At 72.3% G+C, this 11,608-nt stretch carries 14 protein-coding genes; 7 read left to right on the top strand and 7 right to left on the bottom strand.

The annotated features are described in order from the left end of the window. Nucleotides 1-14 precede the first annotated feature (14 nt). The 3 genes from ACERZO_RS37755 (at nucleotide 15) to ACERZO_RS37765 (ending at nucleotide 2,688) form a co-directional block, all read left to right on the top strand. On the top strand, nucleotides 15-896 hold the full coding sequence (locus tag ACERZO_RS37755; RefSeq protein ID WP_372670704.1) for a M48 family metalloprotease: 882 nt from the start codon (nucleotides 15-17) through the stop codon (nucleotides 894-896). Nucleotides 897-1,065: 169 nt separating this feature from the next. Continuing rightward, the gene (locus tag ACERZO_RS37760; RefSeq protein ID WP_372670706.1) at nucleotides 1,066-1,416 is read left to right on the top strand and encodes a YciI family protein; all 351 of its coding nucleotides are present in this window, start codon (nucleotides 1,066-1,068) and stop codon (nucleotides 1,414-1,416) included. A gap of 3 nt (nucleotides 1,417-1,419) precedes the next feature. Next, the gene (locus tag ACERZO_RS37765) at nucleotides 1,420-2,688 is read left to right on the top strand and encodes an RNA polymerase sigma factor (RefSeq protein ID WP_372670707.1); all 1,269 of its coding nucleotides are present in this window, start codon (nucleotides 1,420-1,422) and stop codon (nucleotides 2,686-2,688) included. 123 nt (nucleotides 2,689-2,811) lie between these two features. Here the strand turns inward: ACERZO_RS37765 and ACERZO_RS37770 are convergent, their stop codons facing one another. Continuing rightward, nucleotides 2,812-3,429 carry an enoyl-CoA hydratase/isomerase family protein gene (locus ACERZO_RS37770; protein ID WP_372670708.1) on the bottom strand — a complete coding sequence of 206 codons (618 nt, stop codon included), beginning with the start codon at nucleotides 3,427-3,429 and terminating at the stop codon, nucleotides 2,812-2,814. Then, nucleotides 3,426-4,019 (bottom strand): TetR/AcrR family transcriptional regulator, encoded by a 594-nt coding sequence (locus tag ACERZO_RS37775; protein WP_372670710.1) that lies wholly within the window; start codon nucleotides 4,017-4,019, stop codon nucleotides 3,426-3,428. Before ACERZO_RS37775 ends, ACERZO_RS37770 begins: the two co-directional genes overlap by 4 nt. Before the next feature lie 53 nt (nucleotides 4,020-4,072). Between ACERZO_RS37775 and ACERZO_RS37780 the strand changes: the two genes are divergently transcribed. After that, entirely contained in the window at nucleotides 4,073-4,426 is a 354-nt protein-coding gene (locus ACERZO_RS37780) for an arsenate reductase family protein (RefSeq protein ID WP_372670712.1), read from the top strand. On the opposite strand, the gene ACERZO_RS37785 is transcribed toward ACERZO_RS37780, so the two are convergent. Further along, nucleotides 4,423-5,634 carry a threonine synthase gene (locus tag ACERZO_RS37785; protein WP_372670713.1) on the bottom strand — a complete coding sequence of 404 codons (1,212 nt, stop codon included), beginning with the start codon at nucleotides 5,632-5,634 and terminating at the stop codon, nucleotides 4,423-4,425. The genes ACERZO_RS37780 and ACERZO_RS37785 overlap by 4 nt on opposite strands. An 11-nt stretch (nucleotides 5,635-5,645) precedes the next feature. Next, a complete protein-coding gene (locus tag ACERZO_RS37790; RefSeq protein WP_372670715.1) occupies nucleotides 5,646-6,137 on the bottom strand; it encodes an EXPERA domain-containing protein in 492 nt (163 codons plus the stop codon). A gap of 30 nt (nucleotides 6,138-6,167) precedes the next feature. On the opposite strand from ACERZO_RS37790, the gene ACERZO_RS37795 reads away from it, so the two are divergent. Next, the gene (locus tag ACERZO_RS37795; protein WP_372670717.1) at nucleotides 6,168-6,962 is read left to right on the top strand and encodes a DUF1295 domain-containing protein; all 795 of its coding nucleotides are present in this window, start codon (nucleotides 6,168-6,170) and stop codon (nucleotides 6,960-6,962) included. Continuing rightward, nucleotides 6,959-7,771, top strand: coding sequence for a carbon-nitrogen hydrolase family protein (locus tag ACERZO_RS37800; RefSeq protein WP_372670718.1), 813 nt, complete (start codon nucleotides 6,959-6,961; stop codon nucleotides 7,769-7,771). Before ACERZO_RS37795 ends, ACERZO_RS37800 begins: the two co-directional genes overlap by 4 nt. An 18-nt stretch (nucleotides 7,772-7,789) precedes the next feature. Here ACERZO_RS37800 and ACERZO_RS37805 read toward each other — a convergent pair whose 3' ends face one another. The 3 genes from ACERZO_RS37805 to ACERZO_RS37815 all read right to left on the bottom strand — a co-directional run bounded on the left by ACERZO_RS37805 (nucleotide 7,790) and on the right by ACERZO_RS37815 (nucleotide 10,773). Continuing rightward, entirely contained in the window at nucleotides 7,790-8,536 is a 747-nt protein-coding gene (locus ACERZO_RS37805; RefSeq protein WP_372670719.1) for an SDR family NAD(P)-dependent oxidoreductase, read from the bottom strand. A 96-nt stretch (nucleotides 8,537-8,632) separates the two neighbouring features. Continuing rightward, entirely contained in the window at nucleotides 8,633-9,520 is an 888-nt protein-coding gene (locus ACERZO_RS37810) for a LysR family transcriptional regulator (RefSeq protein ID WP_372670721.1), read from the bottom strand. Then, nucleotides 9,520-10,773, bottom strand: coding sequence for a cytochrome P450 (locus tag ACERZO_RS37815; protein WP_372670723.1), 1,254 nt, complete (start codon nucleotides 10,771-10,773; stop codon nucleotides 9,520-9,522). Before ACERZO_RS37815 ends, ACERZO_RS37810 begins: the two co-directional genes overlap by 1 nt. A gap of 47 nt (nucleotides 10,774-10,820) precedes the next feature. Here ACERZO_RS37815 and ACERZO_RS37820 point away from each other — a divergent pair, with 47 nt between their 5' ends. After that, nucleotides 10,821-11,549 (top strand): alpha/beta fold hydrolase, encoded by a 729-nt coding sequence (locus ACERZO_RS37820; RefSeq protein ID WP_372670725.1) that lies wholly within the window; start codon nucleotides 10,821-10,823, stop codon nucleotides 11,547-11,549. Nucleotides 11,550-11,608: the final 59 nt, after the last annotated feature.

The raw sequence follows: 11,608 nt of genomic DNA on the forward strand, positions 1-11,608 counted from the left end.
CCGGGAGGGGAAGCGTGAGCGACAGGGAGCGGGCGCGGGCGGATCTTTCCGCGGTCCTCGGGGTGGTGCTCGCCGTTCCCGTGGTCGCCAGCAGCCTGCTGGTGCTGGGCCTGCTCGGCAAGCTGGTCTGGCCGCCGTACTTCTGGGTGTTCCCGGCCGGGTGGGCACTGGCCGGCGCGATCACGTTCGTGCCCGTGTACGAGCACCTCGTGCTGTCCGTGCTGCTCAAGATGCGCGAGCCCAGCCAGGGCGAGCTGACCTGGCTCACCCCGTGCTGGGCCGCGGTGTGCGACGCGGCCGGCGTCGACGGCGGCCGGTACCGCTTGTGGGTGGAGCCGTCACGCGAGCTGAACGCCTTCGCCGCCGGGGGCCGGACCGTCGCGGTGACCCACGCCGCCCTCGACCTGCCCCGCCCGGGCCTGGAGGCGATCCTCGCGCACGAGCTGGGCCACCACCTGTCCGGGCACACGCGGGCCACCCTGCTGGTGCACTGGCTCGAGCTGCCGGCCCGGGTGCTGTCCCGCCTGGTCCGGCTGATCGCCTGGGTCGTGCCGCACGTCGGCCGGGCCTTCCGGTCCTTCGGCCGGCCGGTCGAGGTGCTGGTCACCGTGCTGCTCGGCCTGGGTGTGCTCACCGCGCTCGCGTTCCTCGACCCGTGGCTGCTGCTGACGCCGCTGCTCGGCCCGGTGCTCGCCTGGTCGAAGCGGCTCGGCGAGTACCGGGCCGACCGGATGGCGGCGCGGCTGGGGTACGGCCGGGACCTGGCGCTGCTGCTCAAGGCGTGGAACCTGCGCGACCGCGGGGACGAGCGCCGGCTGTGGTCCCGGCTGATGGCCGGGCACCCCGCCCACATCGACCGGGTCAAGCGGCTGAAGGACCTCGGCGTCAGGTTGTGAGGACGGTCTTGCCCGCCGCGCACGCTCGCCGCCGACGATCACGAGCGTGCCGGCCCGGCCGAGGTACACCGCGTAGCTCGCTATCGCGGCGATCTTCGGCGAGGGTGTCCAAAGGACGGTCCGCCGTTCGTAGTCCCCCCGTACGGCAACCGAGCCACTGGAGGATCCCGTGAAGTACCTGATGCTGATCAACGCCTCGCTCGACGCGGACGGCCGGCCCACCGGCTGCAGCACGCCGGACGACTGGATGCTGTTCGACAAGTCCCTCAAGGAGGCCGGCGTCCACGTCGGCGGCAACTCGCTCGCCGACTTCACCACGGCCGCCTCGGTCCGGGTCGACGAGCGGGGGGAGCGGATCGTCACCGACGGGCCGTTCGCCGAGTCCCGCGAGGTGCTCGGCGGCTACTTCGTCGTCGACGTGCCGGACTTCGACGTCGCGCTCGACTGGGCGGCGCGCTGCCCGGGCGCCCGCGACGGCGGGCACATCGTCGTGCGGCCGCTCGCCACCTACGGGGACTGAGCCGTGGACGGGCGGGCGTCGGTCGAGTCCGTGTTCCGGGAGGAGCGCGGGCTGTTGCTGGCCGCGCTCGTCCGGCGGTTCGGCGACCTCGACCTGGCCGAGGAGGTGACGTCGGAGGCGATCGAAGCCGCGCTGGTGCGCTGGCCCGCCGAGGGCGTCCCGCCGAAGCCGGGCGCCTGGCTGATGACGACGGCCCGGCGCAAGGCGGTCGACCGGCTGCGCCGCGACCAGGCCTACGCGGCCCGGCTCGCGGTGCTGCAGGTCGAGGCCGACCGCGCGGCGCCCGCCCCGGCGTCCGACGGCGGGCTGCCGGACGAGCGGCTCCAGCTGTTCTTCACGTGCGCCCACCCGGCGTTGCCCGCCGAGGACCGGACGGCGCTGACCCTGCGTTGCCTGGCCGGCTTGACGACCCCGGAGGTGGCGCGCGCGTTCCTGGTGCCCAGCGCGACGATGGGCAAGCGGATCGTGCGGGCGAAGAACCGGATCCGCGCGGCCCGGATCCCGTTCCGGGTGCCGTCGGCCGACGAGCTGCCGGGCCGGCTGCCGGGCGTGCTCCAGGTCGTGTACTCGATCTTCACGGAGGGGTACGCGGCGAGTTCCGGCCCGGACCTGCAGCGGCTCGACCTGGCGGAGGAGGCGATCCGGCTGGCCCGGATCCTGCGCCGGCTGCTGCCGGACGAGCGCGAGGTGGCGGGCTTGCTGGCGCTGATGCTGCTGATCCACGCGCGCCGCGAGGCCCGCACGGGCCCGGACGGCGGCCTGGTCCTGCTGGACGACCAGGACCGCACCCGCTGGGACCGGCCGATGGTCGCGGAGGGGACGGCGTTGGTGGAGGTCGCTTTGACCGGCGGGCCACCGGGGCTGTACGGAGTCCAGGCGGCGATCGCGGCCCTGCACGACGAGGCACCGGACGTGCCGGATACGGACTGGCCCCAGATCGTGGCGCTGTACGACGTGTTGCGCCGGCTGGCGCCGTCACCGGTGGTGGAGCTGAACCGAGCGGTGGCGGTGGCGATGCGCGACGGCCCGGAAGCGGGTCTGTCCCTTTTGGACGCACTGGCGGCCGAGCCGCGGTTGCAGGGGTACAGCCCGTTCCCGGCGGCCCGCGCGGACTTGCTGGTTCGCCTGGGCCGCCACACCGAAGCGGCGACGGCGTACCGGGAGGCCCTCGCCTTGGCGGGAACCGAGCCGGAGCGGGCTCACTTGCGCCGCCGCCTCACCGAGACTTCCCGGCAGGATAACGATCGCTGCCTCCGCGAAGGTCTTGAATGAGTCATTCAGGACCCCCGGTGACCTGAATGACTCATTCAAGACAGTTGGCCGGCGAGAACCGGGCGTGCGGGCTCCCGAAACTGTCGGTGGTCCCCGGTAAGCTGGAAACCGGGGGCCGGAGGCCTACGCGGCCGCGCGCAACGCCGCCACCGCGGGGGCGAACATCGTCGCCTTGATCGCCCCCAGCGTCCCGCGGTCCTTGCCCGCCAGCGCCTCGACCCGCGACGAAGCCACCTTCACGACCTCGCCCTCGGCGGCGATCTCGTCCACCAAACCCGCCGCCAAAGCGTCGGCGCCGCCGAACCGCCGCCCGGTCGTCATCGACGCGATCGCCGCCGCCGGCGTCAGCTTGCCCTGGATCAACGCCGCCATCCCCGGCGTGAACGGGATGTTGATGTCCGCCTCCGGGAAGCAGAAGTACCCGCGGTCGCCGCGCATCACGCGGAAGTCGTGCGCCATCGCCAGCATCGCGCCCGCGCCGAACGCGTGGCCGTTGATCGCCGCCACCGTCGGGACCGGCAGCGTCAGCACCCGCGCGAACAGCTCCTGCACGTCCGCGACGTACTCCGAGGCCTTGTCGCCGTTCGCCGTCAGCCACTCCAGGTCGAGGCCGTTGGAGTAGAACTTGCCGCCGCCGGTGGTCACCAGCACGTCGGTCACTTCGTCCAAAGTGGAATGGACGCGCTGCAGCCAGTCCGGTGAGAAGCGGTTTTCGTCGTCGCCCAAGTGCAAAACGGTCAAGATCGGTCCTTTTCTCGTGGGGGCACGGTCAGCACGGCCCGCACCGCGGCGGCCAGCCTTTCCCGCACCAGGGGGTCGGTGATGTCGCGCCGGAAGAACGCGGTCGGCAGGTCGACGACGCACGTCGTGATCACCTCGACGGCCAGTCCGTCGCCGCGGTCCCACACCAGCCGCGCGAGCCGCACGAGCAGCGCGACCAGCCGCTTGTCCACCGCGTGCAGGGCGTCCGCCAGCTCGTCGGGCAGGTCGGGACCGAACAGCCGGTCGCCGCGGACCTTCAGCAGCATCCGCGCCCCGTCGGGCCGCCGCGAGGCGAACACCGCGGGGGTGTCGGCCGCCGCGACGACGGCCGCCACCGGCGAGGCGGCCGCGTCCACGAGCGACGTCTGCAGGTCGAGGAACTCGGTCGCCGCGCGCAGCCAGACCCGCGCCAGCAAGGCGTTCAGTGACCCGAACGCGTGGTAGATCGTCCCGTTCGGGACGCCCGCCGCCGCGGCGAGGCCACGCACGGTGACGTCCGCCGAGGAGGCGACGAGCCGCTCGGCGACGTCGAGCAGCGCGTCGAGGTCGTGCACACGGGGGCGGGGCATGCCGCGACCGTAACAGAACACGTGCTCCAAAACCAGGGCGGTAAGCTGCGCCCGTGGAGATCTGGGTCAACCCGGCGTGCGCGAAGTGCCGGTCCGCCGTGTCGCTGTTGGACGAAGCCGGCGCGCAGTACACCGTGCGCCGCTACCTCGAGGACCCGCCGACCGCGGCGGAGCTCGAAGCCGTGCTCGACCGCCTCGGCCTCGAGCCGTGGGAAATCACGCGCACCGCGGAACCGATCGCGAAGGAACTCGGCCTCAAGTCCTGGGGCCGCAACGACGCGGACCGGCCTAAGTGGATCGAAGCGCTCAGCAAGCACCCCAAGCTGATCCAGCGCCCGATCATCACGGCCGACGACGGCACCACGGTCGTCGCCCGCGACCCCGAAACGGTCCGCTCAGTCCTTTAAGGAATCACGCCGTCCTTCGCGAGCAGCGGGACGTCGAGCGGCACCGTCTCCGGGTACTTGATCCCGGCGCCGGTGTTCAGCACGACGACGTCTTCGTCGCCACCCAGCCAACCGGACTCGCGAAGGTGGCGAAGCGCGGCAAAGCACGCACCGCCTTCCGGGCAGACGAACGTGCCCTCGAACGTGGTCAATTCCCGTTGCGCTGCAAGCAGTTCTTCGTCCGTGACGGCGATCGCCGTGCCGCCGGTCGCGTAAACGGCGTCGAGCACCAGGAAGTCGCCGAGGGCCTTGGGCACGGTGATGCCGAAGGCGACGGTCCGGGCGTCGGGGAACGGCTCACTCTCGCGGGCCCCACGATCGAAAGCCGAAACGATCGGCGCGCACCCGGTCGCCTGTACGGCGACCAACCGCGGCAGCGGCCCGGAAACCCAGCCCAGCTCCCGCATTTCCAGCAGTGCCTTGTGGATCCCGATGATCCCGACCCCGCCGCCGGTGGGGTAGAGGATGACGTCGGGCAGCCGCCAGCCGAACTGCTCCGCGATCTCGTACCCCATCGTCTTCTTGCCCTCGATGCGGTACGGCTCCTTCAACGTCGAGACGTCCTGCACCCCCGGCCGCCGCCCGGCCGCCGCCGCGACGAGCTTCCCCGCGTCGCCGATCAGACCGTCCACCCGGTACAGCTCGGCGCCGGCGGCGACGCATTCGCGCATGGTGATCGCGGGCGCGTCGTCGGGCATCGCGACCAGGCTCGTCAGGCCCGCGCGGGCCGCGTACAAGCCCCACGCCGCGCCCGCGTTGCCGTTGGTCGGCATCGCGATCCCGCCGACACCCAGCTCGGCCGCCCGTGAGACGCCGACCGCGGCGCCCCGCGCCTTGAACGTGCCGGTCGGGACCAGGCCTTCGTCCTTCATCCACAGCCGCGACAGCCCCAGCTCACGGCCGTACCGCGGCAGGCGCAGCAACGGCGTCATGCCCTCGCCGAGGCTGACGACGTGCTCGGGCGAGCGCACCGGCAGCACCTCGTGGTAGCGCCACAGCGTCGGCTCGCGGCCGGCGATCTCCTTCGGCGTCACGGCTTCGCGGACGCCGTCGAGGTCGTACCGCGCGAGCAGCGGCGCACCCGACGGCGAGAAGCCCTGGACGACGTCGGCGTCGAGGCGTTCGCCGGTCCGCGAGCAGTCGAGGTGGCTGAGGAACGAGTACGGCACGGCGCCTCCGGTCAGAACGGGCGGGTGAACGGCAGTGGCTTGCGCATCCGGACGAGCAGCAGGAGCGGCACCAGGACGTAGGGCAGGTTGAAGGCGAGGAACTTCGCCGGGTTGCCGGTGCGGAAGGCGGGGTCGCCGAAGAACTCGACGCCGAACACGACGATCCCGGTCAGCGTGACGATCATCGTCGCGTAGATCACCGACGGCAGCTGGATCCAGTTGCGGCCGGTCAGCAGCGCGAAGACGAGCACGACGTAGAACGGCATGTAGACGAACGCCGAGAGCCCGGTGACGATCCGCATCCAGTCCGGCGGGTGCATGAACAGCGGGTCGGCGTCGTGGGCGTACCAGTAGTTCGAGTTGACGAAGAAGTTGTCCGACGGCTTCGAGAAGTCGACGCCGACGGTCGGCAGCAGGTCGCTGATCAGCGACGTCACCGTGAAGGCCGAGAACAGCACCGCGAAGAAGACGTCGATCTTCCGGTCCCGCAGCGGCAGGTTCATGCGCTCGATCCTAGGTCCTATTGTGAGGGGATGGACGCGCTGCGGGTCTGCCTGTACGTCTTCGCCGGGGTGACGCTCGGCACGTGGCTGATGTCGGTGCTGACCAGGGAGTACTCCTGGGTCGACCGGATCTGGTCGATCGTCCCGGTCGCGTACCTGGCGATCTTCGCCGGCGCCGCCGGGTTCGCCGACGCGCGCCTCGACGTGATGTTCGCGCTGGTGACCCTGTGGGGGATCCGGCTGACGTTCAACTTCGCCCGGAAGGGTGGTTACGCCCGCGGCGGCGAGGACTACCGGTGGGCGGTGCTGCGCGAGCGGATGGCGCCGTGGCAGTTCCAGGTGTTCAACTTCTTCTTCATCTCGCTGTACCAGAACGCGATCCTGCTGCTGATCACGCTGCCCGCGTACGCCGCTCTGGAGAACCGGGGCGCGTTCGGGCCGTGGGACGTCGTGCTCGCGGTGGTCTTCGCGGCGTTCCTGCTCGGCGAGACGGTCGCCGACCAGCAGCAGTGGGTGTTCCACCGCGAGAAGCACGCGGGCCGGGCGTCGGCGAAGTTCTGCCAGACGGGGCTGTTCCGCTATTCGCGCCACCCGAACTTCTTCTTCGAGCAGGCGCAGTGGTGGGTCATCGCGGTGTTCGGCGTCGTCGCCGCGGGTCTGCAGTGGACGGTCGTCGGCGCCGTCCTGCTGACGCTGTTGTTCGTCGGGTCGACGAAGTTCACCGAGAGCATCACCCTGGGTCGTTACCCCGAATATGCGGACTACCAGCGCCGGGTGTCCGCGGTGGTGCCGTGGCCGCCGCGGCGTGAGCCGGCCCGCTCGTGACGGTCGTCGCGGCACTGCAGGTCGGGACGGGCGTCACGCTCGACCGGATCCTGGCGTTCGAGGACGACATCCGTGGCGCGTCCCTGGTGGTGCTGCCCGAAGCGGTGCTCGGCGGGTACCCGCGCGGCGGCCCGTTCCCGGAGTACTTCCGCGCGGCGGTGACGGTCCCGGGGCCCGAGGTTGCCGAACTGGCCGGCCTCGCGGCCCGGACCGGGGCGTCTCTCGTCGTCGGCGTGATCGAGCGCGACGGCTCGACGCTGTACAGCACGGCGGTGTTCCTCGACCCGCACCTCGGGCTGGTGGCGAAGCACCGCAAGCTCGTCCCGACGGAACGCGAGCGGCTGGTCTGGGGCCGCGGCGACGGTTCGATGCTCCCGGCGGTCCCGACGGCGGCGGGCCTCGCGGGCGCGGCGATCTGCTGGGAGAACCACATGCCGCTGTTCAGGGTGGCGATGTACGCGAAGGGCGTGGAGATCTGGTGCGCCCCGACGGCGGACGACCGCGACGTCTGGCAGGCGTCGATGCGCCACATCGCCGACGAGGGCCGGTGTTTCGTGGTGTCGGCGTGCCCGTACGAGTCTTCGGGAGAAGACCCGTTCCGCGGCGGGAGCGTGATCGTGGGTCCCCTCGGCGACGTGCTGGCCGGGCCGCTGCGCGGTTCTGAGGGCGTGCTCAAGGCGGAGATCGACCTGGAGCAGATCGTGGCGGCGCGGAAGAGCCTCGACGTGTCGGGGCACTACGCGCGGCCGGACGTCTTCTCCCTGACGGTGGACGAGCGCCCGCAGGACGGCGTCACCTTCCTGCGGTGACGCCGCCCCCGGCCGGGCTCACACCGCCAGCCGGCCGCCGTCCACCGGCAGGATCGCGCCCTGTACGAAGCTCGACTTCTCCGTCACCAGGAACGCGATGGCCGCGGCGATCTCCGATGGTGCCGCCACCCGGCCCGCCGGGCCCGCTGATGCCAGCTCGTCCAGCCCGTCTCCGAACACCGCCGTGCCCTCCGTGCGCGTCGGGCCCGGGCTGATCGCGTTCACCCGGACGCCGGACGGGCCGAACTCCGCCGCCCACGCCTTCGTCATCAGCTCGATCGCCGCCTTCGACGAGCCGTAGAGTGCCATGCCCGCCATGCCGCGCGTCGCGACCATTGTGGACACGTTGACGATCGCGCCGTGGCCGCGCTCGGCCATCGCGGGTGCCAGCGCCGCCACCAGGAAGTACGGCACCTTCACGTTGATGTCGTACACGCGGTCGAAGTCGGCCTCCGACAAGGAAGCAGTGGGCCCGGTCGGGAAGATCCCCGCGTTGTTCACCAGCACGTCGATCCGCCCGCCCAGCTCACTCGCCCGCGCCGCCAGCTCGCGCGCCGACGACGCGTCCGTCAGGTCGGCCGCCACGAAGTCGGCCTTCCCGCCCGACTCCCGGATCCGCGCGACGACCTCCGCCCCGCGCCCGGCGTCCCGGCCGGACAGCACGACGTGCGCGCCGAGCCCGGCCAGCGCGATCGCCGTCGCGCGGCCGATTCCGCTCGTTCCCCCGGTCACCAGTGCCGTCGACCCGGACAGTTCCGAACTCATCGCTCAACTCCTCGTATCCGCTGCCTGTCACCGGATACAAGCGCGACGACCGGACCGGGCTTCCGGGGAAGCCTTCGGCGCTCCTTATGCCCGCGATCAGTCCGCTCGATAGGCCTCCAACGCGGCGACGAACGCGGCGAGGTCGCGCCGGTGCGACGTCGCCGGCCACACCGCCCACGTCCGGCGCACGATCGGATTCCCCGCCAACGGCACCCACCGCACCGTGTCCGGCATCGGGTACGGCCACGCGGGCGGCGCGAACGCGTACGCCCCGCCGGAGCTGACCGCCGGGATCTTCAGCTCGACGATCAGCCGCTGCTCCTCCGGCACCTCGGGCCCGACGGTAAGGCCGTGGCTGCGCAGGATCGCCGCCAGCTCGTCGTACCACGCCGGGCTGCCCGCGCGGGCGAACGCGAACCACTCCAGCCCGGCCAGGTCCTCCAGCCGGACCGGTGAGCCCAGCTTCTCGGCGAGGTCCGCGGCCAGCAGCACGCCGACGTCCTCGGTCACGACGAGCACCGCGTCCAGGTCGGGCCCGGGCGGCCGCTCGCGCACGAGCCCGACGTCCAGCTCGCCCGCCCGCAGCGCGGCCACCTGCGCCACCGACGACAGGTGCCGGGCCTGCACCCGCGTCTCCGGGTACGCCTCGGCCAGCCGCGCGAGCGCCGACGGCAGCAGCTCCGGCGGCAGCTCCAGGGGGACGCCGACGCGAAGCACGCCGGTCGTCGTGTGCCGCGCCAACGCGGCGAGGGCCTGCTCGTGGCGCGCCAGCACCGCGCGTGCTTCGCCCAGCAACGTCGTCCCGGCGTCGGTCGCCTGGACGCCGGTGCTGGTGCGGACCAGCAGCTGGACGCCGAGCCGGCGTTCGAGCGCGGTGATCGTCTGGGACAGCGCGGGCTGGCTGACGTGCAGCTGCCGCGCCGCCTTCGACATCGTGCCCGCCTCGACGACCGCGACGAACGCCCGCATCTCGCGGATCTCCATCAGCGGCCCCACCGGATCGGCAGCGACTTCAGGCCGTTTTGGAAGTTCGACCGCAGCCGCACCGGTTCACCCGCGAAGGTGACGGGCCCGAGCTGGTCGAGCACCGCGTCGAACATCGCCCGCATCTGCACCCGCGCCAGGTGGGCGCCGAGGCAGAAGTGCGGGCCGTGGCCGAAGGTCAGGTGGTCGTTCGGCGTCCGGCCGACGTCGAAGGTGTCCGGGTCCTCGAACACCGCGGGATCCCGGTTGGCCGAAGAGAACCACACCACGACCTTGTCCCCGGCCTCGATGTCCACATCGGACAGCCGGACGTCCGAGGTGGCCGTGCGCCGGAAGTGCATGACCGGCGTCCACCACCGCAGCATCTCCTCGACCGCCGACGGCAGCAGCGACCGGTCGGCCAGCAGCCGCCGGTACTGCCGGGGGTGCGAGAGCAGTGCCAGCATCCCGCCGGGCAGCCCGTTGCGCAGGGTTTCGTTGCCCGCCACGGAAAACAGCCAGAAGAGGTTCTCGAACTCGGCGAGCGAGACGCGCCCGCCGTCGTCGCCGACGTGCTGCATCAGGTTGCTCATGACGTCGTCGCCCGGGTGCGAACGCTTGTACTCGCCCAGCGCGTTCGCGTACGCGTAGAGATCCGGCATGCCCGCGCGCGTGCGCGGGTCCGGCATCGACCCGTCCGGCCCCGGCGCCGGGCGGACGGCGAGCGCGGCCCGGGCCAGCTCGCTCACCTCCGAGACCGAAACCGTCGAGCTGACCGCGTATTCGGCGTCCTGGTAGCCGATGACGCGGTTGCTCCAGTCGTACATCAGCCGCCGGTCCTGTTCCGGCACGCCGAACACCGCGGCCAGCGTCTGCAGGGGCAGATCGGCGGCCAGGGCGGCGAAGTCGCAGGAGCCTTGCGAAGCGACGCCCGCGACGAGGTCCCGCGCCCGGCTCTCGATCTGCGAAGTCAGCTTCGCGACGGCGCGCGGTGTGAACGCCTTCGTGAGCAACCCGCGTAGCCGGCCGTGCTCCGGCGGGTCCATGTTGAGCATCATCCGGCGCACGTAGGCGAGATCGGCCGCGTCGCGGATCTGCGTCCCGCCCAGCTGCGACGAGAACACCCCGGGGTCGCGCAGGACGCGCCGGACCTCGGCGTGCCCGAGGACGGCCCAGAAGTCGTCGACGCGCACCACCGGCGACGCGTGCCGCAGCCGCGCCAGTTCGTCGTACGGGACACCCCGTACGTAGGTGTCCGGATCGGTGATCGCCACGAGCCCGACCCTAGCCGCGCCCACCGACAGTTTGGGAGGCTGCGCGGATGGACACGCTCAACATGCGCACCGGCGGCCAGGGCGAACCGGCCGTTCTCCTCCTGCACGGCCTGGGCGCGACCGGCGCCGTGTGGAACCACTTCGCCCCGCCGCTCGGCCGGCGCGTCCTGGTGCCCGACCTGCCCGGCCACGGCCTGTCGGCGCCGCTGCCGCACTACAGCTTCGAGACGTTCACCGCGGCCGTCGCGCGGGCGCTGCCCGACCAGGGGCCGTACGTCGTCGCCGGCCATTCGCTCGGCGGGGTGCTGGCCCTGGAACTCGCGTCCGGGAAGTACGACGTCGAGGTCGCGGGCGTGCTCGCGCTCGGGGTGAAGATCGAATGGACCCAGGACGACCTGGGCCGCGTCGCGACCCTCGCCGCCCGCCCGGCCCGCGTCTTCGAGTCGCGCGTGGACGCCGAGCAGGCGTACCTGAAGGTGTCCGGGCTGCTCGGCATCGCGCCCGCGGACCCGGCCGGGCTTCGCGAGACCGAGGGAGGTTGGCGTCTCGCGATGGACCCGGCCGCGTTCGGCGTCGGCGCGCCGGACATGCCGGCGCTGCTCGCCGCGGCGCGGTGCCCGGTCGTGCTGGCGGCGGGCGAGCACGACCCCATGAGCCGTCCGGACCAGCTACGCGCGCTGGACCCGGACGCGGTCACCCTCGCCGGCCTCGGGCACAACGCCCACGTCGAGGACCCAGCCGCCGTGCGCGCCCTGCTGGAACGCTTCGGCCTCTGAAAGGCTCGGGTGCAGCCGTCGTACCCCATGCGACGGCTGCTCCGAACCCCTCGCCACCA

This window comes from Amycolatopsis kentuckyensis, assembly GCF_041679295.1.
Classification (GTDB): domain Bacteria; phylum Actinomycetota; class Actinomycetes; order Mycobacteriales; family Pseudonocardiaceae; genus Amycolatopsis; species Amycolatopsis kentuckyensis_A.

Coding starts and splice junctions, on each gene's coding strand:
- ACERZO_RS37775 (WP_372670710.1), bottom strand. CDS start 4,019: ATGCCCCGCCCCCGTGTGCACGACCTCGACGCGCTGCTCGACGTCGCC.
- ACERZO_RS37790 (WP_372670715.1), bottom strand. CDS start 6,137: ATGAACCTGCCGCTGCGGGACCGGAAGATCGACGTCTTCTTCGCGGTG.
- ACERZO_RS37795 (WP_372670717.1), top strand. CDS start 6,168: ATGGACGCGCTGCGGGTCTGCCTGTACGTCTTCGCCGGGGTGACGCTC.
- ACERZO_RS37805 (WP_372670719.1), bottom strand. CDS start 8,536: ATGAGTTCGGAACTGTCCGGGTCGACGGCACTGGTGACCGGGGGAACG.
- ACERZO_RS37810 (WP_372670721.1), bottom strand. CDS start 9,520: ATGGAGATCCGCGAGATGCGGGCGTTCGTCGCGGTCGTCGAGGCGGGC.
- ACERZO_RS37820 (WP_372670725.1), top strand. CDS start 10,821: ATGGACACGCTCAACATGCGCACCGGCGGCCAGGGCGAACCGGCCGTT.